Origin of the sequence: Pseudomonas sp. BJa3, assembly GCF_026343815.1 — a bacterium.
Classification (GTDB): Bacteria; Pseudomonadota; Gammaproteobacteria; order Pseudomonadales; family Pseudomonadaceae; genus Aquipseudomonas; species Aquipseudomonas soli.
In genome coordinates, this window is record NZ_JAOXMC010000008.1 from 285,589 (window position 1) to 309,522 (window position 23,934).

The 23,934-nt window shown below is 64.8% G+C and carries 23 protein-coding genes; 12 read left to right on the forward strand and 11 right to left on the reverse strand.

Annotated elements, in window-relative coordinates; genetic code table 11:
- Window positions 1-2 precede the first annotated feature (2 nt).
- The 4 genes from OH705_RS12725 to OH705_RS12740 form a co-directional block, all read right to left on the reverse strand.
- On the reverse strand, window positions 3-1,580 hold the full coding sequence (locus OH705_RS12725) for an aldehyde dehydrogenase (NADP(+)) (RefSeq protein ID WP_267302315.1): 1,578 nt from the start codon (window positions 1,578-1,580) through the stop codon (window positions 3-5).
- Between the two features lie 136 nt (window positions 1,581-1,716).
- Entirely contained in the window at window positions 1,717-2,664 is a 948-nt protein-coding gene (locus OH705_RS12730) for a dihydrodipicolinate synthase family protein (protein WP_038705598.1), read from the reverse strand.
- A 41-nt stretch (window positions 2,665-2,705) separates the two neighbouring features.
- Window positions 2,706-3,632 carry a 4-hydroxyproline epimerase gene (locus OH705_RS12735; RefSeq protein WP_038705599.1) on the reverse strand — a complete coding sequence of 309 codons (927 nt, stop codon included), beginning with the start codon at window positions 3,630-3,632 and terminating at the stop codon, window positions 2,706-2,708.
- 23 nt (window positions 3,633-3,655) lie between these two features.
- The gene (locus tag OH705_RS12740) at window positions 3,656-5,272 is read right to left on the reverse strand and encodes an APC family permease (protein WP_267302316.1); all 1,617 of its coding nucleotides are present in this window, start codon (window positions 5,270-5,272) and stop codon (window positions 3,656-3,658) included.
- Window positions 5,273-5,595: 323 nt separating this feature from the next.
- Between OH705_RS12740 and OH705_RS12745 the strand changes: the two genes are divergently transcribed.
- Both OH705_RS12745 and OH705_RS29300 read left to right on the forward strand, forming a co-directional pair.
- Window positions 5,596-6,366 carry an AraC family transcriptional regulator gene (locus OH705_RS12745; protein ID WP_050704302.1) on the forward strand — a complete coding sequence of 257 codons (771 nt, stop codon included), beginning with the start codon at window positions 5,596-5,598 and terminating at the stop codon, window positions 6,364-6,366.
- 104 nt (window positions 6,367-6,470) lie between these two features.
- On the forward strand, window positions 6,471-7,319 hold the full coding sequence (locus tag OH705_RS29300; protein WP_416383577.1) for a phage tail protein: 849 nt from the start codon (window positions 6,471-6,473) through the stop codon (window positions 7,317-7,319).
- Here the strand turns inward: OH705_RS29300 and OH705_RS12755 are convergent, their stop codons facing one another.
- Entirely contained in the window at window positions 7,320-8,207 is an 888-nt protein-coding gene (locus OH705_RS12755) for a LysR family transcriptional regulator (RefSeq protein WP_263159017.1), read from the reverse strand.
- 202 nt (window positions 8,208-8,409) lie between these two features.
- On the opposite strand from OH705_RS12755, the gene moaB reads away from it, so the two are divergent.
- Complete coding sequence (gene moaB / locus OH705_RS12760; RefSeq protein ID WP_023632839.1) at window positions 8,410-8,949, forward strand: molybdenum cofactor biosynthesis protein B; 540 nt, start codon at window positions 8,410-8,412, stop codon at window positions 8,947-8,949.
- A gap of 95 nt (window positions 8,950-9,044) precedes the next feature.
- On the opposite strand, the gene OH705_RS12765 is transcribed toward moaB, so the two are convergent.
- Together OH705_RS12765 and moaA are read right to left on the reverse strand one after the other, a co-directional pair.
- Entirely contained in the window at window positions 9,045-9,944 is a 900-nt protein-coding gene (locus tag OH705_RS12765) for a bestrophin family protein (RefSeq protein WP_023632838.1), read from the reverse strand.
- Window positions 9,945-9,965: 21 nt separating this feature from the next.
- Entirely contained in the window at window positions 9,966-10,970 is a 1,005-nt protein-coding gene (gene moaA, locus OH705_RS12770; protein WP_267302317.1) for a GTP 3',8-cyclase MoaA, read from the reverse strand.
- A 254-nt stretch (window positions 10,971-11,224) separates the two neighbouring features.
- Here moaA and OH705_RS12775 point away from each other — a divergent pair, with 254 nt between their 5' ends.
- Window positions 11,225-13,552 carry an FdhF/YdeP family oxidoreductase gene (locus tag OH705_RS12775; protein ID WP_023630455.1) on the forward strand — a complete coding sequence of 776 codons (2,328 nt, stop codon included), beginning with the start codon at window positions 11,225-11,227 and terminating at the stop codon, window positions 13,550-13,552.
- A 119-nt stretch (window positions 13,553-13,671) separates the two neighbouring features.
- Here the strand turns inward: OH705_RS12775 and OH705_RS12780 are convergent, their stop codons facing one another.
- Window positions 13,672-14,130, reverse strand: coding sequence for an Lrp/AsnC family transcriptional regulator (locus OH705_RS12780; RefSeq protein ID WP_023630456.1), 459 nt, complete (start codon window positions 14,128-14,130; stop codon window positions 13,672-13,674).
- A gap of 152 nt (window positions 14,131-14,282) precedes the next feature.
- On the opposite strand from OH705_RS12780, the gene OH705_RS12785 reads away from it, so the two are divergent.
- Entirely contained in the window at window positions 14,283-15,458 is a 1,176-nt protein-coding gene (locus OH705_RS12785) for a trans-sulfuration enzyme family protein (RefSeq protein WP_267302324.1), read from the forward strand.
- 112 nt (window positions 15,459-15,570) lie between these two features.
- On the opposite strand, the gene OH705_RS12790 is transcribed toward OH705_RS12785, so the two are convergent.
- Window positions 15,571-15,807 (reverse strand): YdcH family protein, encoded by a 237-nt coding sequence (locus OH705_RS12790; RefSeq protein ID WP_023630458.1) that lies wholly within the window; start codon window positions 15,805-15,807, stop codon window positions 15,571-15,573.
- 116 nt (window positions 15,808-15,923) lie between these two features.
- Between OH705_RS12790 and OH705_RS12795 the strand changes: the two genes are divergently transcribed.
- The 5 genes from OH705_RS12795 to OH705_RS12815 all read left to right on the forward strand — a co-directional run bounded on the left by OH705_RS12795 (window position 15,924) and on the right by OH705_RS12815 (window position 20,624).
- The gene (locus tag OH705_RS12795; protein WP_023630459.1) at window positions 15,924-16,289 is read left to right on the forward strand and encodes a 5-carboxymethyl-2-hydroxymuconate Delta-isomerase; all 366 of its coding nucleotides are present in this window, start codon (window positions 15,924-15,926) and stop codon (window positions 16,287-16,289) included.
- A gap of 165 nt (window positions 16,290-16,454) precedes the next feature.
- Window positions 16,455-18,092, forward strand: a complete 1,638-nt coding sequence (locus tag OH705_RS12800; RefSeq protein WP_038705602.1) for a phosphoethanolamine transferase — start codon at window positions 16,455-16,457, stop codon at window positions 18,090-18,092.
- A gap of 100 nt (window positions 18,093-18,192) precedes the next feature.
- Window positions 18,193-19,326: a ribonuclease D gene (gene rnd, locus OH705_RS12805; protein WP_023630460.1), complete on the forward strand. Its 1,134-nt coding sequence runs from the start codon at window positions 18,193-18,195 to the stop codon at window positions 19,324-19,326.
- The gene (locus OH705_RS12810) at window positions 19,323-19,616 is read left to right on the forward strand and encodes a YcgL domain-containing protein (RefSeq protein WP_023630461.1); all 294 of its coding nucleotides are present in this window, start codon (window positions 19,323-19,325) and stop codon (window positions 19,614-19,616) included. The genes rnd and OH705_RS12810 overlap by 4 nt, the downstream gene beginning before the upstream one ends.
- Window positions 19,617-19,691: 75 nt before the next feature.
- Window positions 19,692-20,624: a D-2-hydroxyacid dehydrogenase gene (locus OH705_RS12815; protein WP_267302318.1), complete on the forward strand. Its 933-nt coding sequence runs from the start codon at window positions 19,692-19,694 to the stop codon at window positions 20,622-20,624.
- An 85-nt stretch (window positions 20,625-20,709) separates the two neighbouring features.
- Here the strand turns inward: OH705_RS12815 and OH705_RS12820 are convergent, their stop codons facing one another.
- A complete protein-coding gene (locus tag OH705_RS12820) occupies window positions 20,710-21,303 on the reverse strand; it encodes a nitroreductase family protein (protein ID WP_023631624.1) in 594 nt (197 codons plus the stop codon).
- A gap of 145 nt (window positions 21,304-21,448) precedes the next feature.
- Between OH705_RS12820 and OH705_RS12825 the strand changes: the two genes are divergently transcribed.
- Both OH705_RS12825 and OH705_RS12830 read left to right on the forward strand, forming a co-directional pair.
- The gene (locus tag OH705_RS12825; RefSeq protein ID WP_023631623.1) at window positions 21,449-21,898 is read left to right on the forward strand and encodes a YcgN family cysteine cluster protein; all 450 of its coding nucleotides are present in this window, start codon (window positions 21,449-21,451) and stop codon (window positions 21,896-21,898) included.
- Window positions 21,899-21,924: 26 nt separating this feature from the next.
- Window positions 21,925-23,133 carry a hypothetical protein gene (locus tag OH705_RS12830; RefSeq protein WP_038705604.1) on the forward strand — a complete coding sequence of 403 codons (1,209 nt, stop codon included), beginning with the start codon at window positions 21,925-21,927 and terminating at the stop codon, window positions 23,131-23,133.
- A 95-nt stretch (window positions 23,134-23,228) separates the two neighbouring features.
- Here OH705_RS12830 and OH705_RS12835 read toward each other — a convergent pair whose 3' ends face one another.
- On the reverse strand, window positions 23,229-23,552 hold the full coding sequence (locus tag OH705_RS12835) for a YgaP-like transmembrane domain (protein WP_267302319.1): 324 nt from the start codon (window positions 23,550-23,552) through the stop codon (window positions 23,229-23,231).
- Window positions 23,553-23,934 lie beyond the last annotated feature (382 nt).

Here is a 23,934-nt window from a genome sequence, read left to right on the forward strand (position 1 = left end):
GTTCAGGCTTCCCGCTGGCCATCGAGCAGCCGCCGCAGGTGCAGCGGATTGGCCTGCTGCAATGCCCCGGGCAGCAGGGCGTCGGGGAAGTCCTGGTAGCACACCGGGCGCAAGAAGCGCAGGATCGCCGCAGTGCCCACCGAGGTACTGCGGGCGTCCGAGGTGGCCGGGAACGGGCCGCCATGGACCATGGCGTCGCTGACCTCAACTCCGGTCGGCCAGCCATTGACCAGAATTCGGCCGGCCTTGCGTTCGAGAGTTGGCAGCAGGCGGCGGGCTCTGTCCAGATCGGCCTCGTCGAGGTGCAGGGTGGCGGTCAGTTGGCCTTCCAGATGCTCGGCCACCTGGCGGATTTGCTCATCGTTGTCGCATGCCACCACCAGCGAGGCGGCGCCGAACACTTCGGCTTGCAGCGTAGGGTCGGCAAGAAACGCCTGCGCGGTGGTGACGAACAACTGAGCCTGGCACTGGTTCGGCCCCTGTGCCGGCAGGCTGTTCGCCGCGCAGCGGGCGTTTTGGTTCTCGCTCAGTGCTGCCACGCCGTCAGCATAGGCATCGGCGATAGCCGGGGTGAGCATGGTCTGCGCCGCCGCTTGGCCAACATGGGCGCTGGCGACAACCAGGAAGTGCTCGAGGGCCGGGCCCTGCCGGGCGACCACCAGCCCGGGATTGGTGCAGAACTGGCCGGCGCCTTGGGTCAGCGAAGTGACAAAGCCTTGCGCCAGGGTTTCACTGCGCGAGCGCAAGGCGCCATCGAACAGGAACACCGGGTTGATAGCGCTCATTTCGGCATAGACCGGGATTGGCTCCGGGCGCGCCTGGGCCGCCTGGCAAAGGGCGAGGCCTCCGCTGCGCGAACCGGTGAAACCGACCGCCTTGATGCGTGGATCAGTGACCAGGCCGATGCCCACTTCACGGCCCGCGCCGTACAACAGGGAAAACACGCCTTCGGGCAGTTCGCACTGCGCGACTGCCCGGGCCACGGCCAGGCCAACCAGTTCGCTGGTGCCGGGGTGGGCGCCGTGGGCCTTGACCACCACCGGGCAGCCCGCGGCCAGTGCCGAGGCGGTGTCGCCGCCGGCTACCGAGAAGGCCAGCGGGAAGTTACTGGCGCCAAACACCGCCACCGGGCCCAGGGCCACCTGGCGTTGGCGCAGGTCCGGGCGGGGCAGCGGCTGGCGCTCGGGCAGGGCATTGTCCACGCGCACATCCAGCCACTCACCGGCGCGTACCACCCGGGCGAAGGTGCGCAGCTGGGCACAGGTGCGGCCACGTTCACCCAGCAGGCGGGCCTTGGGCAGGCCGGTCTCGGCGTGGGCGCGGTCGATCAACGCATCGCCCAGGGCTTCGATCTGTTCGGCGATGGTTTCGAGAAAACCGGCGCGTTGTTCGAGAGGTGTTTCGCGGTAGGTATCGAATGCCGCCCAGGCCAGGGTGCAGGCCTGAGCCATCTGTTCGCTGCTGGCGCCGGCATAGGCGGGTTCCAGGGCCTGGTTGCTGCTCGGATCGATGGCGCGGATTGTTTCGCGGTTGCCGGGCACGGCACGCTGGCCGATCAGCAGGTTGCCTGTCAGGGTCATGGGGCGTCCTTTGGAATCAAGTATGGGAGCGGAGGGCGTGGGAGCGGGCTTGCCCCGCGAACACCGACCAATCCGGTGCCAGGTGCTACATCGCCTGCTTCGCGGGGCAAGCCCGCTCCCACCAGTGTCCTCGTTATCAGGCGATGTTCTGCTCGGCCGACCAGCTGGCGTACCAGCTGCGGAACAGCGCGTACTGCTGCTCGGCATAGTTGCGCTGGGCGTCGCTGAGGGCGTCGGTTTCGTTGAAGTGCAGGCGGTACTCGGTGTCGCCGTTGAGCACCATCAGGTGCTTGTAGTACAGCACCAGGTCGCAGCCTTCATCGAACGACGACAGTACCGCCAGCGCTGCTTCCAGCTCCCGGGCCTGGCGTCGGGCCTTGGCATCGCCCTTGGCGGCGCGCTTGCTCAGGCTGACCAGCTGCAGCACCTCGCGGGGCAGCGCGTTGCCGATGCCGGTGATGGCGCCGGTGGCGTTGCAGTTGACGAAGCCATGCACCACTTGCGTGTCGACGCCCACCATCAGGGTCACAGCCTCGTCCTGGGAGGTGATGTGCTCGGCGGCGTAGCGCAGGTCGGCGCCACCGCCGAACTCCTTGAAACCGATCAGGTTCGGGTACTCGCGGCGCAGCTCAAAGAACAAGTCGGCGCGGGTGGCGAAGCCGTAGTAGGGGCTGTTGTAGATCACCGCCGGCAGCTTCGGCGCGGCAGCGAGGATCGCCGAGAAGTGGTGCTTCTGGGCGATCAGCGAGGCACCACGGGACAGCACGCGAGGGATGACCATCAGGCCGGCGGCACCAACCTTGGCGGCGTGGGCGGCATGGGATACGGCTTCGCGGGTGTTCACCGCGCCGGTGCCGACGATGGTCGGGATGCCGGCGGCCACCAGGCGCGCCACGCCTTCCTGGCGCTCGGCCTCGGTCAGCAGCGGCCAGTCGCCCATCGAGCCGCAGTACACCACCGCGCTCATGCCGGCGTCGATCAGTTCGCGGCCCTTGCGCACCAGGGCGTCGAAGTCCGGCTTGCGCTCGGCGGTGCAGGGGGTCATCAGGGCGGGCATGGTGCCGGTGAAGATGTTGTCGGTCATTGTTGTCACTCCTGGCGGTATTCAGTGGGAAATGAATGGGGTCAGATGCCCCAGGCGAACGGATCCTGTTCGTCGATCAGCAGGGTGCTGTCGGCGGTCATGTGGGCGCGGCCGGTGATGAACGGGCGAATGCGTTCGCCGTCGCGTTCGTAGCGGCCCTGGAAGCGGCTGCCGGTGATGCTGGCCTGGACCCAGGTCTGGCCTTCGGCGAGCTTGCCGTCGGCGGCCAGGCACGCCAGCTTGGCGCTGGTGCCGGTACCACAGGGCGAGCGGTCGTAGGCCTTGCCGGGGCACATGACGAAGTTGCGGCTGTCGGCGTTGGCGTCGTCGGCGAACAGTTCGACATGGTCGATCGGGGCATCGTGTTCGCCGGTGATGCCCTGGGCCTCGAGGGCCTTGAGCAGGGCCCAGGTGTAGTCGGTGAGGGCTTCACGGTTGTCCAGCTCGATACGCTGGCCGTGGTCGGAGACCAGGAAGAACCAGTTGCCGCCCCAGGCGATGTCGCCATGCACCTGGCCATGCCCAGGCACTTGCACCGCGACCTGCCGGCGGTAGCGGTAGGACGGCACGTTGCCGACAGTGACGGAGCCGTCGTCATGCAAGGTGGCACTGACCTGGCCGACCGGTGTATCGATCTTGTGCACGCCAGGTTCGATCAGGCCGAGGTGGCGCAGCGAAGCGACCAGGCCGATGGTGCCGTGACCGCACATGTTCAGGTAGCCGGCGTTGTTGAAGAAGATCACCCCGCAGGTCGCATCCGCGGACACCGGGGGGCAGTACAGCGCGCCCACCAGCACGTCGTTGCCGCGCGGCTCCAGCAGGCAGGCGCGGCGCCAGTGGTCGTGCAGCTCGCGCAGTTCGTCGCGCTGCTCGGCCATGCTGTGGCCGTGCAGTGGCGGGAAGCCCTTCATCACCAGGCGGGTCGGTTCGCCGCCGGTGTGGGAGTCGATGACATGAACCTGTTTCATCAGCGTGTCCATTGTGTAGTGGGTCAGGAGGCGACAGCGGCGGGCTGTCGGCCGGCATGGGTTTCGCTGCTGGCTTCGCTTTCATCGTCGCCATCGAGGCGCACCAGCCGCGCCGGCACGCCGGTGGCGGCGCCCCAGTAGTAGATGCCCAGGGCACTGGCAGCCACGACCACGGTATCCAGCGGGTGGCCGATCACGCCCAGGCCACCGAAGCTGCCCAGCCAGGAGAGGAAAATGGTCACGGCGTAGAAGCCGATCAGCCAGGCCGACGAGCGCACCTGCTGGCCCAGCGACAGGTGTTCGGTAGGCACGAAACGGCGGCACAGCAGGTACAGCACGAACATCACGATCTGCAGCGCCAGCAGCCAGGACACGGTGTTCCAGCCCGACCAGTAGACGATCAGCGCGGCGATGATGAACGACAGCGGGCCGAGCACGCCCATGCCCTTGACCCGGAACGGCCGGGCCATGTCCGGGGCGCTGCGACGCAGGGCGGCCACGGACACCGGGGCTACGGCGTAGCTCAGTACCAGGGCGGCGGATACCACGTTGATCAGCGCCTCCCACGACGGGAACGGCAGGGTCCAGAACACCGCCAGGGCGAAGGTCAGCCACAGCGCCGGGCGCGGGATGCCGGATTGCTCGTCGATGCGGGTGAAGTACTTGAAGAAGGTGCCGGTCTGCGCCCAGCCGTAGATCACTCGCGGGGTGGCGTTCATGTAGATGTTGCCGCAGCCGCTGGGCGAGATCACCGCGTCGGCCACCACCAGGTAGGCCAGCCAGCCGACGCCCAGGGCCAGGGCGATGTCACGGTAGGGCAGGGCCAGTTCCTTGGTCACCCCGGCCCAGCCGTTGGCGATCATCTCGGTCGGCACGCTGCCGAGGAACGCCAGTTGCAGCAGGGCATAGATCGCGGTGGACAGCAGCACCGAGAGAATCAGCGCGATGGGGATGGTGCGCTGCGGGTTCTTCACCTCGCTGGCCACCGAGATGATCGGGGTCAGGCCCAGGTAGGCGAAGATGATGCCGCCGGCCGACACCGCCATCTCCACCCCGGACAGGCCGAACGGCGCGAAGCCCTGGACCTCGAAGTTCTCCGGCTTGAAGAAGGTGAACAGTACGCCGATCACCAGCAGCGGCACGATGAACTTGAACACGCTGACCAGGTTGTTGGCCTTGGCGAAGGTCTTCACGCTGCGGTAGTTGAGCAGGAAGAACAGCCCGAGCAGCGCGAACTGCACCAGCCAGCCAAGCACCGTCGGGTCGCTGGAGCCGGTCTTGGTCAAGGCCGGGAACCAGGCCGCGGCGTACTGGCGCGAGGCGACCACTTCGATGGCGATCAGGCTGGAGAAGGCGATCAGGGTAATGAAACCCATCAGGTAGCCCAGCAGCGGGCCGTGGGAGTACACCGGGTAGCGCACCACGCCCCCGGCCCGCGGCAGGGCGGCGCCGAGCTCGCAGTAGACGATGCCCAGCAGCAGCACGGCGAAGCCTCCGAGGAACCAGGAGAGGATGCCGGCCGGGCCGGCGATGGCCGAGACGTGGCTGGCGGCGAACAGCCAGCCGGAGCCGAAGATCGCGCCGAGGCCGATGAAGGTGAGGTCGAGCAATGACAGCTGTTTCTTGAATTTGCCTGACATGGGTGCGCCTTTTTGTAGGTTTTGGATAGGCAGGTCTGATGTCACGATGCGGCTTGGTCGGCCGCGCTCTTGTAGGTCGTGGGGCGGCTTGCGTGGGGCATAGAGTGGACCGATCGAGGCGTCGGTTCTTGATGGTTTTCTGCAAGGTGAGTGACGAAATCGGCACAGTCAGGCAGAAAGGCTGGTGCGGCGGGCTTGGGGTGATTTAGGTTGGCGTTGCCGGCCTATCGCGGGGCAAGCCCGCTCCCACGCGTGCCGTGCAGCTGGCGTGGGAGCGGGCTTGCCCCGCGATAGGGCTGGTAAATCCCAAAGAGAAATCCCGCATGTTCAAGACCCCACTGACAGCGCTGTACCAGCACCTCGACCAGCACCGCCCCGAATCCCTCGAGGCCCTGCTCACCGGTGTGGTCTGGCTGCTGCCCATGCTCGACGTGATCGCCAATGCGGCGATCTTCATCAAGGATGACCAGGCCCGCTACGTGCTGGCCAATCGCACGCTGGTCCAGCGCTGCGGCCTCAAGCGCCTGCAGCCGCTGCTGGGCAAGACCAGCGCCGAAGTGTTCCCGGCGCGCCTGGGCCCCGGCTACACCGAGCAGGACCGCCGGGTGCTGGAGCAGGGCCTGGTGCTGGAAGACCAGCTGGAGCTGCACCTGTACGGCAGCCGCGAACCGGGCTGGTGCCTGACCCACAAGCGTCCGCTGTACGATCCGGCGGGGAGGATCATCGGCCTGGTGGGCATTTCCGTCGACCTGCAGTCAGCCGCCGACACCCACCCCGCCTACCAGCGGCTGGCGGCGGTGGATGCGCATATCCGCGCGCATTTCCACCAGCCGATCAGCATGGGCGAGCTGACCCGCATCGCCGGGATCTCGGTGGCGCAGCTGGAGCGCTACTGCAAGCGGATATTCCACCTCACGCCCCGGCAGATGATCCACAAGGCCCGCCTGGAGCATGCGCACCAGTTGCTGCACAGCGACCTGCCGATCATCGAGGTGGCCCTGCGCTGTGGCTACACCGATCACAGCGCCTTCAGCCGGCAGTTCAGGCAACTGACCGGTTTTACGCCGCGGCAGTACCGGATGGCAACGAATTAAGGGCTGATGCATAAATGCATTGATTTGTTATGCTTCTATGCATAAAATGAGTTTCAGCGCTACTCAGTAGCATGCATAAACTCAATCGATACAGGATGTTCACGATGGCAACCGCTTACACCGCCAAGAATTCCCTGCCTTTTGCAGCGCTACCTACTACCGATGGTGTCGTTCAGTACTTTCGTGCGACCAGCACCAACGTAGCGGATGCGTCCTATGCTCCCGATGGTCTGGCAGCTGCGCCGATCTACGGCCTCGGTGGCCAGCTGTTGCAAGGCAACGAGATTGTCGCTGGCGGCAACGTGACGCTAGTTTCCTATCTCGGTCCACTGCTCAACCAGGGGGCCCTGTGCTGGATCCTGCTGAACTGCGAGGGTGGTGCCCAGCAGGTGGCCAATGCCACGCATAGCCAGCATGCCGTGACGCTTGGCCAGATCATCGGTTTCTCCGGAGCCGCGCCTGGTGACATCAAGTTCTCCGCAGCCAACGAGGCGCCGGTGGGCTGGCTGAAGGCCGATGGGGCATTGGTGTCTCGCGCCGAGCATGGCGCATTGTTCGCCGCCATCGGCACCACCTATGGCGCTGGCGATGGTGTCACGACCTTTGGTCTGCCTGACCTGCGCGGTGAGTTCATCCGTGGTTTCGATGACGGCCGTGGAGTAGACCAAGGCCGGGCGTTCGGCTCCTGGCAGAAAGGCAGCCTCTACCCTTACGACACCACCGAGAACATAGCCAACGGCGTCTGGAGTGCATCCACCACGCAGAACACAGGTCCCGCTTCGCAAGTCGCGATGGGCGTGGATGCCTACTCCACCGACGAGTATTCGACCATTTCGCTGGGTGGGGTCGATGCGCGGGTCAACTATGCATTGCCAGGTCTGTTCGGTGACCGTGGTTACTCCGGGATCACCCGCCCACGCAACATGGCCATGCTCGCATTGATCAAGTGCTGATCACTCGCTGCTGAACAGGGCGCGGGCCTCGTCGAAACACTGCTCGGCGATGGCCGAGCGTGGCTCGCTGCGGCGCAGCAGCAGGCCGACCGGGCTGTGGATGCTGGCCTCCTGCACGGGGATGATGCGCATGTGCTGGTTGAGGTCTTCCAGGCCGCAGTCGAGCGGCATGACCGCGCAGCACACGCCGGAGCTGATCGCCTGGATCAGCTGGAAGGTCGAGTCGCTCTCGAGCACGGCATTGGGCGCCAGGCCCCGGCTGCGCAAGCTCAGGTCGAGGGACTGGCGGTAGTGCATGCCCTTGCTCAGCAGGCCCAGCGGCAGCTCGCCGAGGTCTTCCCAGCGTAGGCTGTCGGCCTCGAACTGGAAGTGCCGGGTGTCGTGCAGCAGGCCCATGGTGGTGGTGCTCAGCTCGATCACTTCGAAGAAGCTGGTGTTGACCTGGTCGAGGTAGCAGATGCCCAGGTCGAGCTGGTTGCGGCTCAGGCCGTCGATCACCTGCTCGGAGCTCAGCGACGACAGCTGGAAGTGCAGTTCGGGGTACTTCTCGCGCAGCGGCATCAGCAGTTGCATGGGGTTGAAGCTGGCCAGCGGCACGGTGCCCAGGCGCAGGCTGCCGACCACCTGGCCCCGGCAGCTGGCGGCCTCGGCCTGCAGGCCGTCATGGGCGGCGAGCAGGGTGCGGGCCCAGGCCAGGATGCGCTCGCCGGCTTCGGTGAAGCCTTCGAAGCGCTGGCCGCGCTTGACCAGCACCAGGTCCAGTTCGTCCTCGAGGTTGCGCAGGCGCATGGACAGGGTCGGCTGGGTGATGTGGCACAGCGCTGCAGCCTGGCCGAAGTGGCGGGTCTGGTCGAGGGCGATGAGGAACTTGAGCTGTTTGATGTCCATGGTGCGGCCTGGGGTTGCGGGGGTGGGTAGACCTTAACCAAGAGTGAAGCACCTGGCTAATCCTTGATGAACATTTCACCGACCCGGTAGGGGGGCCGAGATCGGCGATAGAAATCGTCGATCATCCGGTACGCCCTATCGATTGGACGCTGCCGGGGCTTGTCTCTAACGTGGCCGACAAGCCAATCCTGGAGCAAAGGCCATGAGCGTGAAACCGGACGCGGTGTTCGTACCGCTGAACATCGCGGTGCTGACCGTCAGCGACACCCGCACCTTCGAGAACGATACCTCCGGCGAGCTGCTGGCCAGCCGCGCCGTCGGCGTGGGCCACCGCCTGGTGGCGCGCGAGCTGCTCAAGGACGACCTGTACAAGATCCGCGCCCAGGTCGCCACCTGGATCGCAGACGAACAGGTGCAAGTGGTGCTGATTACCGGCGGTACCGGTTTCACTGGCCGCGACAGCACGCCGGAAGCGGTGGACTGCCTGCTGGACAAGCGCATCGACGGGTTCGGTGAGTTGTTCCGCGCCTTGTCGATTCTCGATATCGGTACCTCGACCGTGCAGAGCCGGGCCCTGGCCGGCATGGCCAACGGTACCCTGGTGTGTTGCCTGCCGGGCTCGACCGGCGCCTGCCGCACGGCATGGGAGGGGATCCTGGCCGAGCAGCTGGATGCGCGGCACCGGCCGTGCAACTTCGTCCCGCACCTGAAGCCGATCGGGGCCTGCGAAAGCCGCGGCTGACCTCAGGGCTCCATCGCGGGGCAAGCCCGCTCCCACGCCGATCTTATTTCAGCACACACGCTGGCGTGGGAGCGGGCTTGCCCCGCGATGAGACTTCAACTCAACACATGATCCACCGGCACCAACGCCGGTGGCAGTGGCTCATGCCCCAGCGCCGACAGCACATCACGCTCTATGGTGCGCACCAGTGCATCGGTCGGCAGGTCGTTCTCATCCCGCCCGAAGGGGTCCTCCAGCTCGTTGCCGATCGCATCCAGGCCGAAGAAGGTGTAGCTGACGATGGTGGTGAACAGCGGTGCCAGCCAGCCCAGCGGTTCGGCCAGGGCGAACGGCAGCAGCAGGCAGAAGATGTAGATGGTGCGGTGCAGCAGCAGGGTGTAGGGGAACGGCAGTGGCGTACCCTTGATCCGCTCGCAGGTGGCCTGCACGTCCGACAGGCCGGCCAGACGCTGCTCCAGCAAGGTGTAGCGGAACTCGCTGATCGCTCCACGCTCCGCCAGCCGTGAACAATGTTCGCCCACCTCGCGCAGGATGCCGTCGCAGACATTGTGCGTCACTATCTGCGCCCTTTCGCCCAGCCAGGGGCGGGCGGCGCCGAGCTCGTCTTCGTTGCGCAGCCGGGCATTGAGGGCATGGGCGAAGGCACAGAGGCTGCGCAGCAGTTCCTCGCGCAGCGCCGCGTCCTTGATCGCCACGCTTTCGCGCACGAACGAGCGCACCTCGATGATCATCCGCCCCCAGGCCTTGCGGCCTTCCCACCAGCGGTCGTAGCAGGCGTTGTTGCGAAAGCTCATGAAGATCGACAGCGACAGCCCCAACAGGGTGAAGGGCGTGGCGCTGACCGGGTAGAACAGCGCCGGGTAATGCCGCTCGACCAGCACGATCAGCGCCGCGAGCAAGGTCACCGCCAGGCAGCGCAGGGCGATGCGCTGGACGATCGAGCCTTTGAGGGTGAACAGCACGCGCAGCATGTCGGGGCGTGAGTGGACGATCAAGGCGGTTCCAGAGGCGGCCGATCAGCCGCCGGTCATGTTCATGAAGCGCAGGATCTGCACCTCGCCGCCCACTTCGAAGTGGTGACGGTAGGGCTTGAGCTGCATGGCGTCGCGAATGGCTTTTTCCAAGCGGGCGCTGTCGCCGGGGTGCTGGCGCATGACCTGCTTGAGGTCCACCGAGTGTTCGTTGCCCAGGCACAGCAACAGGCGGCCCTCAACGGTCAGGCGCACGCGGTTGCAGGTGGCGCAGAAGTTGTGGCTGTGGGGCGAGATGAAACCGACCCGTGTGTTGGGCGCCTCGGCCAGGCGCCAGTAGCGCGCCGGGCCCTGGGACGACTCGGCCGACTCGACCAGGGTGAAGTGCTCGGCCAGGCGTGCGCGTACGTCGTCGCTGGAGCAGAACGATTCGCCGCGCTCGTGCTCGCTGATTACGCCCAGGGGCATCTCTTCGATGAAGGAGATGTCCAGTTCGCGGTCGATGGCGAAACGCACCAGGTCGACGATCTCGTGGTCGTTGCGGCCCTTGAGCACCACCGCGTTGAGCTTGGTGCGGCGAAAGCCCGCGGCGCGGGCGGCGTCGATGCCGGCGATCACCTGCGCAAGGTCGCCGGTGCGGGTCAGGGCGCGGAAACGCTCGGAGTCGAGGCTGTCGAGGCTGATGTTCAGGCGCGACACGCCGGCATCGAACAGCGGCTGGGCCAGGCGGCCGAGCTGCGAGCCGTTGCTGGTCAGGCACAGTTCGCGCAGGCCGGGCAGGGCGGCGATGCGCCCGCAGAGCTCGACGATGCCTTGGCGCACCAGCGGCTCGCCGCCGGTCAGGCGGATCTTGCGGGTGCCCAGGGCGACGAAGCGCTCGGCGACCTGGTACAGCTCTTCGAGGCTGAGAATCTGCTGGCGCGGCAGGAACTGCATGTCTTCAGCCATGCAATAGACGCAGCGAAAGTCGCAGCGGTCGGTAACCGACATCCGCAGGTAATCGACTTTGCGGTTGAAACCGTCGATCAGGGCCTGGGCGTTCTTTTCCACGTTCGCGCTCGACATTGAAGTGGCTGGGGGCGGCCAAACGCCGCGGATAAGGTCCAAGCTATAACCTGCGCCCATTGGCGTCAAATTGCTTTGCCCGACCATTCGATCAGTCCCCTCTATCACGGCTGCAGGCCGCGCTGGCCAAGGTCTGGGCCCGGTGATCGAAACGGTTTATCACGCCGTCATTTATTTCGATTGGACGCAGCAGGGGGCGCTTCTTAGGCTGGAAAAAACACCGTGCGGAGAAGCGCAGCATGAGCCAGGACGAACACATCAGGGACTACAAGGGGCCGGCCGCCGGTTGGGGTGCGCTCAAGAGCGTGACCAAGAGCTGGCTGGGCAGCGAGAACGCCTTCAAGAACCTGCGGGCCATGCTCAAGACCAACCAGAACGGTGGGTTCGACTGCCCGGGTTGCGCCTGGGGCGAATCGCCGGAAAGCGACATGGTCAAGTTCTGCGAGAACGGCGCCAAGGCGGTCAACTGGGAAGCCACCGGGCGCTCAGTGGATCCGGCGTTCTTCGCCCGCTATAGCGTCAGCGCCTTGCTCGAACAGACCGACTACTGGCTCGAGTACCAAGGCCGCATCACCCACCCGATGCGCTACGACGCGGCCACCGATCATTACGTCGAGATCAGCTGGGACGAGGCGTTTGCCCTGGTCGCCCGGCACCTGAACGGCCTTGCTTCGCCCGACCAGGCCGAGTTCTACACCTCGGGCCGGGCCAGCAACGAGGCGGCGTTCCTCTACCAGTTATTCGTGCGTGCCTACGGCACCAACAATTTCCCCGACTGCTCGAACATGTGCCACGAGGCCAGCGGCGTGGGCATGGCCGAAACCCTTGGCGTGGGTAAGGGCACGGTGGTGTTCCATGACCTGGAGCTGGCCGATGCGATCTTCGTGATTGGCCAGAACCCCGGCACCAACCACCCGCGCATGCTCGAACCGCTGCGCGAGGCGGTCAAGCGTGGTGCCCAGGTGGTCTGCTTCAACCCGCTCAAAGAGCGCGGGCTCGAGCGCTTCCAGCATCCGCAGCACCCGTTCGAGATGCTCAGCAATGGCTCCGAACCAACCAATACCGCCTACTTCCGCCCGGCGCTGGGTGGCGACATGGCGGCCATGCGCGGCATCGCCAAGTTCCTCCTGCAGTGGGAACGCGAAGCGCAACTGAACGACGAGCCGCCGGTGTTCGATCACGCTTTCATCGCTGAGCACACCAGTGGCGTCGAGGCCTACCTGGCTGTGGTGGACGCCACACCCTGGGAACATATCGTCGAGCAGTCGGGCCTGAACAAGGCTGAGATCGAGCTGGCCGCGCGCATGTACCGCAAGGCCGAGCGGGTCATCATGTGCTGGGCCATGGGCGTCACCCAGCACCGCCACTCGGTGCCCACCGTGCAGGAAATCGTCAACCTGCAGCTGCTGCGCGGCAACGTCGGCAAGCCCGGCGCTGGCCTGTCGCCAGTGCGTGGCCACAGCAACGTGCAGGGCGACCGCACCATGGGCATCGACGAGAAGCCCAGCGCTGCCTGGCTCGACACCCTCGAGAAGCGCTTCCACTTCAAAGTGCCACGTGCCCACGGTCACAACGCCGTGCTGGCGATCCAGGCTATGGAAGAAGGTCGGGCCAAGGTGTTCATCGGCTTGGGCGGCAACTTCGCCCAGGCGACGCCCGACACCCCGCGGACCCACGCCGCACTGCGCAACTGCGAGCTGACCGTGCAGGTCTCCACCAAGCTCAATCGCTCGCACCTGGTTACCGGGCGCGATGCGCTGATCTTGCCGTGTCTGGGCCGCACCGAGATCGACATCCAGGCCGAGGGGCCGCAGGGCGTCACCGTGGAGGACACTTTCAGCATGGTGCATATTTCCCATGGGCAGCTGAAGCCACGATCAGCGCAGTTGCGTTCGGAGCCGGCGATCGTTGCTGGCATGGCCAAGGCCACCCTTGGCAACCGGCCCATCGATTGGGACTACGCGATTGCCGACTATGGCCGCATCCGCAGCATGATCGCCGACGTGATTCCCGGCTTCGCCGATTTCAACGCCCGCCTACAGCATCCCGGTGGGTTCCACCTGGGCAACCAGGCCGCCGAACGCAACTTCCGCACCGCTACCGGCAAGGCGCGTTTCATACCGAGTCAGTTGCCGGAGCATCTGGTCAACGCGACCGTGCTGGCCCGTGGTGACAAGCCAGATCTGATCCTGCAGACCCTGCGCTCCCACGATCAGTACAACACCACCCTATACGGGCTGGATGACCGCTACCGTGGGGTGTTCGGCCTGCGCGAGGTGGTGTTTGTCAACGAGGCCGACATACGCCGCCTGGGCTTCGAGCCGGGTGAGCACGTGGACCTGGTGTCGCTATGGGAGGATGGCCGTGAGCGGCGGGTGTCGGGCTTCCGCCTGGTGGCATATGACGTGCCTGAAGGTCAGGCGGCGGCGTATTACCCGGAGACCAATCCGTTGGTGCCGCTGGAAAGCTACGGTGAGGGGACCTACACACCAACCTCGAAGTTCGTGGCGATCAAGTTGGAGAAGGCGAGGGCGGGGAATCGGATCGAGGCTACCCTGGCTGACTGACAGGGTTGGCCTCATCGCTGGCAAGCCAGCTCCCACAAGGATATCGTTCGGCTTGAGGTGGACGCGGTCGGGGGGGAGCCGGCTTGCCGGGGGTGAGACCGGTCCTGCCAGCGACCATTTCAGCGCCCCACCGGATACGCCGTGGTGTACTTCATCTGCTCCATGGCAAAACTCGAGGTGATGTTCGACAGCCCGTCGGTGCTGGTGATCAGCTTCTTGTAGAAGCGGTCGTAGGCAGCGATGTCGCCCACCACCACCCGCAGCATGTAGTCCCAGTCGCCGGACATGCGATACACCTCCATCACTTCCTCGAACGCCGTCACCGTGGCGGCGAACTGCGCCAGCCAGGCGCTGTCGTGGCGCTGGGTCTTGAGCTGGACGAACACCGTAAGGCCCAGGCCCAGGCGCTCGGGATCGAGCAGGGCGACGCGGCTGCGGATGTAGCCTTCCTCTTCCAGGCGCTTGACCCGTTTCCAGCACGGTGTGGTGGACAGGTTGACCGCTTCGGCCAGGTCCTTGAGGGACAGCGAGGCGTCGCGTTGGAGCAGGGTGAGGATGTGCTGGTCGAAACTGTCCATGACGTCGTATGGCCGATTGCGAGAAAAGTTTCCCGAGAGTAGCCGCTTGCTCGGAACGTTGGAACCGTTTCAGCCGCTGCGTCGATGGAATTGTTCCGCTGGCGCCTTGGGGTGGTGGATATGAGATAGTGGTGGTTTTCCACCCTCAGGCAATGGACCCGACCATGTCCGACAAACCGCGCAATTTCGCCACCCGCACCATCCACGCCGGCGAGCAGTCCAGCGTCGCCGACAACGCCATCTTCCCGGCCATCGTCACTTCCAGCTCGTTCATCAAGCGCGGCCTGGACGACAACCCCGAATACGCCTACAGCCGGGTCAGCAACCCGACCCGCCATGCCTACGAGACCTGCGTGGCCGCATTGGAGGAGGGCGTCGGCGCGGTCGCCTGCGCCTCGGGCGTCGGCGCCACCGCCACGGTGCTCGAGCTGCTGTCCAAGGATGCCCATGTGGTGGTGATGAACGGCGTCTACGGCGGCACCTTCCGCCTGCTGGAAGACTACCGTGGACGCACCTCGGGCCTGACCACCACCTACGTCGACCTCAACGACGTCGAGGCGGTGGCTGCGGCCATCCGCCCCGAGACCCAGCTGATCTGGATCGAATCGCCGACCAACCCGCTGCTGCACCTGGTGGATATCAAGGCAGTCTGCAAACTGGCCCGTGAGCGGGGGGTGATGACCTGCATCGACAACACCTTCTGTTCGCCGTGGAACCAGCAGCCGATCACCTTGGGCGTGGACCTGGTGATGCATTCGGCGAGCAAGTACATCGGCGGCCACTCAGACCTCACCGGTGGCGTTGTGGTGGCGGCCAACCACGAGTTGCTGGGGCGCCTGCGCAAGATCAGCATGGCGGTCGGCGCGATCCAGGGGCCGTTCGACTGCTACCTGGCATTGCGCGGGCTGAAGACCCTCGATGTGCGCATGGAGCGCCAGAGCGCCAACGCCCTGCGTGTGGCGCAGTTCCTCGAACAGCATCCGCAGGTCGAGCAGGTCTACTACCCTGGCCTGGAAAGCCACCCGCAGCATGAACTGTGCAAACGCCAGATGCGCACGGGCGGCGCGGTGGTGGCGTTGCGCATCAAGGGCGACCGGGCTGCGGTCAACCGCCTGGTCGAGGCGCTGTCGATCTTCGTCCTGGCCGACTCGCTGGGCGGTGTGGAGAGCATGATCAACCACTCCTGGAGCATGTCGCACAACTCCCTGAGCCCGGAGCAGAAGGGCGTTATGGGGATCAGTGAGAACCTGCTGCGGCTGTCGATCGGGATCGAGGATTGCCGCGATCTGATCGAGGATCTGGAGGGGGCGCTGATGGCTTCCGCTTAAGGGCTTTCGACGTCATCGCGGAACAAGCCCGTTCCCGCGATGGCCGCGTATGCCTTGGCGTCTGCGCGGTACCTGGGAGCGGGCGTGCCCCGCGATAGCGTCGGTTGGGGAATCAGGATTTTGGTGGGTGGACGATGCGTTCGATCTTGTCCTTGATCAGCACCCGCTCCTTGCGCAGGCGGTTTACGGTGTCGTCGCCGGTGGCATTGCCTTCGGCGGCGAGCACTTCCTTGTCCTTGGCGTTGTATTCCTTGTGCAGCTTGTGCAGGTCCTGGTTCTTGTCGATCAGGGCCTGGAACTGGTCGGCCGTCACGTGCAGGTCTGCGAGCAAATCATGCGGAACTGGCATTTCTTCACCTCTCTCAGGGTTGGTAAACGAGCCTGAACCAAGAGGATAGTCGCCTTTGCCGTAGTACGGGACTGGGTTAGGCTGTCGCCTCCCCCTGCGTGAACGGAACCTGCGCCATGCCTCACCTGAACCTGGAATACAGCGACAATCTGCGCGACCTCAATGTCGATGTGCTGCTGCTGCGGCTGAACCACGCCCTGGTCGGCAGTGGCCAGTTCGCCGAAGAGCTGGACATCAAGAGCCGCGCCCAGGCCTTTGCCCAATACCGGGTCGGTACCGCCCCGGCCGAACGGGCCTTCGCCCACGTGCGCCTGGCGATCCTCAGTGGGCGTACGCAGCAGGTGAAACAGCAGTTGTCGAACAGCCTGCTCGAGGTGCTGCGCGAGGCGATCCCGGCCCAGCCTGGGCTGGACATTCAGTTGTGCGTCGAAGTCCTGGACATCGACCGCGAGCCGTACGCCAAACTTCGCCTGCCTGGCTGAATGGCAGCTGAATGACATTCATTTAATTAATGAAAGACGCTGGCCCACCAATTGTTGGCGTCTTTTTCACAAAAAATTGATGCTAGGCTTTCTAGAGTTCGGCCAACTTTCCAACCTGCCCGTCCGGGCGGGTTGGCCGCTGATCAACTCTTGTTGCGAACGCTCATGCTCAAACTCAGATCCCTGCGCACCGAATGGGTCACGTTGCTGGCCAGCCTGTACCTGTTGATCGGCTTCAATACCATGCTGTGGGAACACCTTGAGTCCATCGTGCCGCCGGGTATGGTGGGGCTCTGGTTGAGCCTGGCGTTTGCCGTGCTGATGCTGTTCGCCTTCAATCTCATACTCACATTGCTCGCGTTTCGTTATGTATTGAAACCGGTATTGATTGTGTTGTTCATCAGTGGCGCAAGTGTCGCTTACTTTATGAATCAATACGGTGTGCTTATTGATGCCGGCATGTTCCGCAACGTGGCCGAAACCAATGTCGCGGAAGTGCGCGACCTGCTTTCACTGAAGTTTGCCGTTTATTTATTTTTGCTGGGGGTGCTGCCATCGCTGTTGGTGTGGAAAGCCAGGATCGCCTATCGCCCCTGGCACCGCGAGCTGTTGGGCAAGCTGGTGGTCAGTGGTGCCTGTGTCGCGGCCTTGGGCTCAGTGGCGCTGGTCAATTACCAGGGCCTGGCCTCGTTGTTTCGTAATCACCATGAACTGCGCTTGATGCTTACACCGAGCAACATCGTTGGGGCTTCCATCGGCTATGCCAGCGAGCAAGTGGGCACGGCTACCCGACCTTTCCAGCGCTATGGCGAGGACGCCCGCCGTGATGCGGCCTGGCAGCGGCACCAGCGCAAGTCGTTGACAGTGCTGGTGGTCGGTGAGAGTGCCCGGGCGGAAAACTTCGGCCTGCTCGGCTATGCCCGCGACACTACCCCACAATTGAGCAAGGAGCAGGGCCTGTTGAGCTTTACCGACGTCCACTCCTGCGGGACCGAGACCGCTGTTTCGGTGCCCTGCATGTTCTCCGGCATGCCGCGCAAAGACTACGACGCCCGCGTGGCGAAGAACCGCGAAGGTCTGCTCGACATCCTCCAGCGCGCGGGGTTGGCGGTACAGTGGCGTGACAACCAGTCCGGTTGCAAGGGCACCTGTGACCGGGTGCAGTTCATCGATGTGAGCAACCTCAAGGATCCGAGCTTGTGCGGCGGTGGCGAATGCCACGACGCCATCCTGTTGCAGGGGCTAGCGGAGCTGCTCGACAACCTCGATCAGGACACCGTGCTGGTGCTGCACCAGATGGGCAGCCATGGCCCGGAATACTTCAAGCGCTACCCGGCTGGCAGCGAACCCTTCACCCCGGTGTGCCGCAGCAACGCTCTGAACCAGTGCAGCCAGCAGGAGATCGTCAACGGCTATGACAACACCCTGGCCTACACCGACAAGGTGCTGGCGACCTTGATCGATACCTTGCGCAGCAAGCAGGACAAGGTCGACACCGCGATGATCTATCTTTCAGATCATGGCGAGTCGCTGGGGGAGTACAACCTGTTCCTGCACGGCACGCCCTACATGATCGCACCAGAGCAGCAGAAGCATGTGCCGCTGCTGGCCTGGTTCTCCGACAGCTACCGCGAGGACTTCGGCGTGGACACCGAATGCCTGGGCAAGCTGCGCGATGCGCCGTTGTCGCAGGACAACCTGTTCCACTCGATGCTCGGCCTGTTGCAGGTGCGCACCGAGGTCTACCAGCGCTCGCTGGACCTGTTTGCCGGCTGCCGCCCCTGGCTGGCGGCCGATCGCTGAGCGTACCGACGATCAGCACCAAGGATGGCGTGGCTTGCGAGGTTTCACCCATTGCGCCCGCGCCGTATATACTGCGCGCCAATGTTAGTGGGAGAGCCTCGTGGCCATCGAAATTCACTGGATCCGTGACGACCAGACCCTGGCCCAGCACTGCCGAAGCTGGCGTGAGCTGCCCTTTGTGGCCCTCGACACCGAATTCATGCGGGTCGACACCTTCTACCCGAAAGCCGGGTTGATCCAGATCGGTGACGGCAAACGTGCCTTCCTCATCGACCCTTTGCTGATTCGCGACTGGCAGCCGCTGGCCGAGCTGCTCGAAGACAATAGCGTGGTCAAGGTGCTGCACGCCTGCAGCGAAGACCTGGAGGTCTTGCTGCGCCTGACCGGCAAGCTGCCACAACCCTTGTTCGACACCCAACTGGCCGCCGGCTACCTGAACATCGGTTTCTCCATGGGCTATTCGCGTCTGGTGCAGGACGTGCTGGGGCTCGAGCTGCCCAAAGGCGAGACTCGCTCCGACTGGCTGCAGCGCCCGCTGTCGGACACCCAGGTGAGCTACGCTGCCGAAGACGCCGTTCACCTGGCCGAGCTGTTCACCGCCCTGCGCCCGCGGCTGTCGGATGACAAGTACGCCTGGGTGCTCGAGGACGGTGCCGAGCTGGTTGCCGCGCTGCGCCGTGAAGTCGAGCCCGAGACCCTCTACCGCGACGTCAAGCTGGCTTGGAAGCTCGGCCGCCAGCAGCTGGCCGTGCTGCGCGAGCTGTGCGCCTGGCGCGAGCGTGAGGCCCGCAGCCGCGATGTGCCACGCAATCGCATCCTCAAGGAACATTCGTTGTGGCCCATGGCCAAGAGCCAGCCGGACAGCCCGTCGGCGCTGGCGAAAATCGACGAAATGCACCCGCGTACCATCCGCCAGGACGGCGAGGCGTTGATCCAGCTGATCAAGCGCGCCGCCAGCCTGCCGCAGGAGCAATGGCCCGCGCCACTGCCCGAGCCGCTGCCGATCGAAGCCGCCGGCATTCTCAAGCGCCTGCGCGCCATCGGACAGGCTGAAGGTGAGCGCCTGGGCATCGCCCCGGAACTGATGCTGCGCAAGAAAGCCCTCGAAGCGCTGCTCAAGAGCGGCTACCCCGACGGTCCCTATCAACTGCCCGATGCACTGCGCGGCTGGCGTCGCGAGCGCATGGGCCAGGCCCTGCTGGACGATCTGGCCGGTGCCGGAGATTCACGATGAAACGTATCTGCTCGATCTACAAGAGCCCCCGCAAGAACGAAATGTACCTGTATGTGCTCAAGGCCGATGGCCTGGAGCGTGTGCCCGAGGGGCTGCTGCCTTTCTTCGGCACGCCCGTGCACGCCTTCGACCTGGTGCTCAGCCCCGAGCGCAAGCTGGCCCGCGAGGACATCGCCAAGGTGCTGGAAAACCTCGACAACCAGGGCTACCACCTGCAGATGCCGCCTCCGGACGACGACTACATCGAGCACCTGCCCGAAGAACTGCTGCGCCGCAACGACCCGGCCTGATCCGGGCGCGGTCTCTTCTCTGTCTGCGGCCCGCCTGGCGGGCCGCTTCCGTTGTTTGCCAAGGTTGTGTGTCACATGCGCGTTCTGATCGCTGAACAGGATCATGCCAACTATGCCCGCCTGCTGGGCGAGGCGGCGCCGGACCTGGAGGTCCTGACCAGTGGCGATTCCGCCGAACTGGCCCGCCTGGCCCCCGACTGCCCGGTATGGCTGGGCCAGCCCGACCTGCTGGCCAGCCTGTTGCGCCAGGGCCACAAACCCCGGTGGATGCAATCGACCTGGGCCGGCATCACCCCGTTGCTGGCCGACGGCCTGCCGCGCGACTACCGCCTGACCCGGGCGGTGGGGATCTTTGGCCAGGTGATGGCCGAGTACATGCTCACCTACATGCTTGGCCATGAGCGCGATGTGCTGTCGCGCCTGGTCAGCCAGGTCGAGCGGCGTTGGGATGATCGGCCCGGGCGGACCCTGGAAGGACGGCGGGTGCTGATCGTCGGCACCGGCGATATCGGCCAGCAAGTCGCCGAGTTCCTCGTGCCCTTTGGCGTCACCTTGTCCGGGGTAGCCAGCAGTGCCCGTGAGCAGGCGCCTTTCGTCGAGGTTGCCGGGCTCGACCAGTTGCCCCGCCTGGTCGGCGAGGCCGACTACGTGCTCAACCTGTTGCCCGACACGCCGGCCACCCATGACCTGTACGATGCGGCATTGTTCAAGTGCTTCCGCTCCAGTGCCTTGTTCATCAATGCCGGGCGCGGCGTGGCGGTAGTCGATGCCGACCTGGTCGAGGCGCTCAAGCAAGGGCACCTGGCCGGCGCGGTGATCGATGTCTGCCGCCAGGAGCCGTTGCCCCAGCGCCACCCATTCTGGACTGCCTGGGGGCTGCTGCTGACCGGGCACAGCTCAGCGCCGACTTCGCCGACGGCGATGGTGCGGTTGTTCGTCGGGAATGCGCGGGCGTATTCGGCGGGGCAGGGGTTACGTGGGGAAGTGGATTTCGCGCGGGGCTACTGACAGACGTTTGCTCTACGGCCCGCTCTCACGGGGTGTACCGTGACCCGTGGGAGCGGGCTTGTCCCGCGATGAATCAGATGCAACCTTACAAGCTGAAATCGCCTTCGGCCGCCAGCTCGCTCAACGGTCGGCGCGGGCTCGGCATTTCACGGGCCTGCAAACCTTCGGCCAGGGTCGCCTTGTCGCCCAGCTTGCCGATTGCCACCATTGCGTGCAGTGCGTAGCCCTCGGGGATCTTCAGCTCGCGCCGGGCCAGGTCCTGATCGAAGCCGGCCATGCCGTGGGTGTGCCAGCCGCTGATGCTGGCCTGCAACGCCAGATGGCCCCAGGCCGAGCCGGTGTCGAAGGTGTGCCACAGGGCCGGCTTCTCTTCATCGGAGCCGGGTGCGGCGAAGGTGGTCTTGGAGATGATCAGCACCAGCGCCGAGGCATGCTGCGCCCAGCTGCGGTTGAACTCGTTGAGGATGTCCAGGTAGCGCGCCCAGCTGGGTGTGTCGCGGCGGGCATAGAGGAAACGCCACGGCTGCGAGTTGTAGGCCGACGGCGCCCAGCGCGCGGCTTCGAGGAAGCTCAGCAAGGTTTCCTGGCTGATCGGCTCGTTGGTGAAGGCGCGGGGCGACCAGCGATTGATGAACTGCTCGTTGATGGCATAGTCGGCGATGCGTGGGGTGGCGCTCATGGTTGCTCCTGCAAGGACTGGGACAAAGACCGCACGCTACTGCGTCCGGCGAGCACTGACAAGCGGTCTGGCGTTGCCGCCGGACTGCCTCTAGACTGGCGCCGCCGCGCGCCGCGGATTCATGTTGACTGCAGGAACACGTGTGATGATCGCCGATACCGCGCCCTTCTGGCGGCGCAAGACCCTCGACCAGCTCGATGCGCAAGAGTGGGAGTCGCTGTGCGACGGCTGCGGCCTGTGCTGCCTGCAGAAACTCGAGGACGAAGAGGACAACAGCGTCTACTACACGAGCATCGCCTGCAAGCTGCTTGACCTGCAGACCTGCCAGTGCAGCGACTATCCCAATCGCTTCCGCTTCGTGCCAGATTGCATCCAGCTGACCCCAGGCAAGGCCGACCAGTTCAAGTGGCTGCCGCCCACCTGCGCTTATCGCCTGGTCAGCGAAGGCCAGGACTTGCCGTCGTGGCACCACCTGGTCTGCGGCGATCGCGGGCAAGTGCATGAGCAACGCATTTCCCGGTCCGGGCGGATGCTCAGCGAGAACGATGTGGATGAAGACGACTGGGAAGACCACCTGATTTTTCGCGCGGGTTGAGCCGCGCGGCTACAAGGAGTTTCGCTATGCGTCGCCCGCTGTTGATGGTGCTTGGCCTGCTGCTCAGCACTCAGGCGCTGGCCAGGAAAGTCGATCTGGACTATCAGGTTCGCCTTTTGCCGCAAAGCGGCCAGGCCGAGGTGCGCCTGACCCTGGCCGACGGCAGCGTGGTGCGCAGCCTCGACTTCGACCTGGGCAAAGCCGGCGTCTACAGCGACTTCCTTGCTGATGGCCAGTGGCAGGTGCAGAACGGGCGCGGCGTCTGGCACCCGGCATCAGGCAAGACCAGCCTCAGCTACCGCGTGCTGCTCGACCAGCAACCGAAGGGCGGTGTCCATGAAACCCGCATGACCGCGCATTGGGCGCTGTTCCGTGGCGATCAGCTGGTGCCGCCGGCGCGCCTCGACCAGCAGGACGGCACCGAGCTGGTGTCGCGCCTGGCCTTCGACCTGCCGGCCGGCTGGAAGAGTGTCGAAACCGCCTGGCCGCGCATCGGCCGGCAGAAATTCCGCATCGATGACGTATCGCGCCTGTTCGATCGCCCCACTGGCTGGATGCTCGCCGGCAACCTGGGCAGCCGCCGTGCGCGCCTTGGCGACACCGAGGTGACCGTCGCCGCGCCGCAGGGGCAGGGCATGCGCCGCATGGACACCTTGACCCTGTTGACCTTCGTCTGGCCGCAGTTGCAGTCGGTGTTTCCACGCAACCCGCCCAAGTTGCTGCTGGTCGGTGCCCGCGACGAGATGTGGCGTGGCGTGCTGCCAGGCAACAATTCCCTGTACTTGCACAGTGGCCGGCCGCTGATCAGCGAGAACGGCAATAGCCCGCTGTTGCGCGAGCTGGTGCAATTGTTCGCCCAGATCAACGACCGCGATGGCAGCGACTGGCTCGGCGAGAGCCTGGCCGACTATTACGCCAGCGAGCTGCTGCGGCGTGCTGGAGGCATGAGCGACGACCGTTACGAGGCGTTGCAGGCGCGCTTGCATAAACTTGGCGACAGAGTGAATCACCTCAAGGGTGCCAAGGCCAGCTCGGCGCAGGTGGCTCGCGGCGTGCTGCTGTTGCAGGCGCTGGATCGCGAGATCCGCCTGCACAACCACGACAAGCGCTCGCTGGACGATGTCGCCCGGGCTCTGATGCGCCTGTCGAGCGTCAGCACCGAGGAGTTCGTGCAGATCAGCGAGAACGTCCTGGGGCGGCAGTCCGAAGTATTGCAAAGCAAGGTATTGCGCTAGACCCAAGATCTATCGCGGGGGCAAGCCCGTTCCCACGACCCCGGACAATCATTTTGAACGCGGGCTCGTGGGAGCGGGCTTGCCCCGCGAAGCTTTCAACCGCCGGTCACCATTGCGGTACGGGTTGCTGCCTCGGCACTGGCCTTCAGCGCCTTGAGCTCGGCAGCCCCCCGTTCTATGTCGCGATGCAGGCGCAAATATTCGGCGCGATGCCGCAACCACCACGCCTTGGTCGAGCAATGCCCGCTTACACCACGGGCCAGCGCCAGGCCGCCGACGGCAACCTGCAACATCCCCAGCAGGCCACCGTGGCGTAGCCCCTTGCTGATCATCAACGCGCCCCCAGCCAGGGAGCTGATGCGCTCCAGGCCTTGGACATTGTGTTCCGGTGTGTCCGTTGTCCAATGGATATCGTGCATTGCCGGGTCTCCTCAGGTTGGTGATATCCAGCAGACTTTGCTCAGCGTGCAAGCGTTCAGTGTAATTTGCCGCGTGGCTGCCCCGGAAAACTTCGAGACTGTCCTGAGCAGGGGGGGTATAGCGATTGGTTGCAGGTGTCATTGGCGAGGGTGTTGGTTTTAATGAAACTTTTGCTCAGCGTATTTATTCAGCCGTGACATGAAAGCGCCGCCGTGGCTGAACGACTATGGAGAATCTCTAAGTCACGCTGTTGCTGTTGCTGTTGCTGTTGCTGTTGCTGTTGTTTTTTGCTTTTGCACTCTAAGTGCGCGATAGTTCAGGCGACACAAATTGCGACTTCAGGAGGCCGAACGCAGGTCTTGCGGAGGGAGGTGACGGGCA

Bases quoted from the DNA above. Each gene is read 5' to 3' on its own strand.
- OH705_RS12735 (WP_038705599.1), bottom strand. From the start codon at position 3,632: ATGAAACAGGTTCATGTCATCGACTCCCACACCGGCGGCGAACCGACC.
- OH705_RS12825 (WP_023631623.1), top strand. From the start codon at position 21,449: ATGATCGCCGATACCGCGCCCTTCTGGCGGCGCAAGACCCTCGACCAG.
- OH705_RS29300 (WP_416383577.1), top strand. From the start codon at position 6,471: ATGGCAACCGCTTACACCGCCAAGAATTCCCTGCCTTTTGCAGCGCTA.
- OH705_RS12800 (WP_038705602.1), top strand. From the start codon at position 16,455: ATGCTCAAACTCAGATCCCTGCGCACCGAATGGGTCACGTTGCTGGCC.
- OH705_RS12830 (WP_038705604.1), top strand. From the start codon at position 21,925: ATGCGTCGCCCGCTGTTGATGGTGCTTGGCCTGCTGCTCAGCACTCAG.
- OH705_RS12785 (WP_267302324.1), top strand. From the start codon at position 14,283: ATGGACCCGACCATGTCCGACAAACCGCGCAATTTCGCCACCCGCACC.
- OH705_RS12740 (WP_267302316.1), bottom strand. From the start codon at position 5,272: ATGTCAGGCAAATTCAAGAAACAGCTGTCATTGCTCGACCTCACCTTC.
- OH705_RS12790 (WP_023630458.1), bottom strand. From the start codon at position 15,807: ATGCCAGTTCCGCATGATTTGCTCGCAGACCTGCACGTGACGGCCGAC.
- OH705_RS12835 (WP_267302319.1), bottom strand. From the start codon at position 23,552: ATGCACGATATCCATTGGACAACGGACACACCGGAACACAATGTCCAA.
- OH705_RS12820 (WP_023631624.1), bottom strand. From the start codon at position 21,303: ATGAGCGCCACCCCACGCATCGCCGACTATGCCATCAACGAGCAGTTC.
- OH705_RS12795 (WP_023630459.1), top strand. From the start codon at position 15,924: ATGCCTCACCTGAACCTGGAATACAGCGACAATCTGCGCGACCTCAAT.
- OH705_RS12780 (WP_023630456.1), bottom strand. From the start codon at position 14,130: ATGGACAGTTTCGACCAGCACATCCTCACCCTGCTCCAACGCGACGCC.
- OH705_RS12745 (WP_050704302.1), top strand. From the start codon at position 5,596: ATGTTCAAGACCCCACTGACAGCGCTGTACCAGCACCTCGACCAGCAC.
- OH705_RS12775 (WP_023630455.1), top strand. From the start codon at position 11,225: ATGAGCCAGGACGAACACATCAGGGACTACAAGGGGCCGGCCGCCGGT.
- OH705_RS12730 (WP_038705598.1), bottom strand. From the start codon at position 2,664: ATGACCGACAACATCTTCACCGGCACCATGCCCGCCCTGATGACCCCC.
- OH705_RS12725 (WP_267302315.1), bottom strand. From the start codon at position 1,580: ATGACCCTGACAGGCAACCTGCTGATCGGCCAGCGTGCCGTGCCCGGC.
- moaB (WP_023632839.1), top strand. From the start codon at position 8,410: ATGAGCGTGAAACCGGACGCGGTGTTCGTACCGCTGAACATCGCGGTG.
- OH705_RS12815 (WP_267302318.1), top strand. From the start codon at position 19,692: ATGCGCGTTCTGATCGCTGAACAGGATCATGCCAACTATGCCCGCCTG.
- OH705_RS12810 (WP_023630461.1), top strand. From the start codon at position 19,323: ATGAAACGTATCTGCTCGATCTACAAGAGCCCCCGCAAGAACGAAATG.
- OH705_RS12755 (WP_263159017.1), bottom strand. From the start codon at position 8,207: ATGGACATCAAACAGCTCAAGTTCCTCATCGCCCTCGACCAGACCCGC.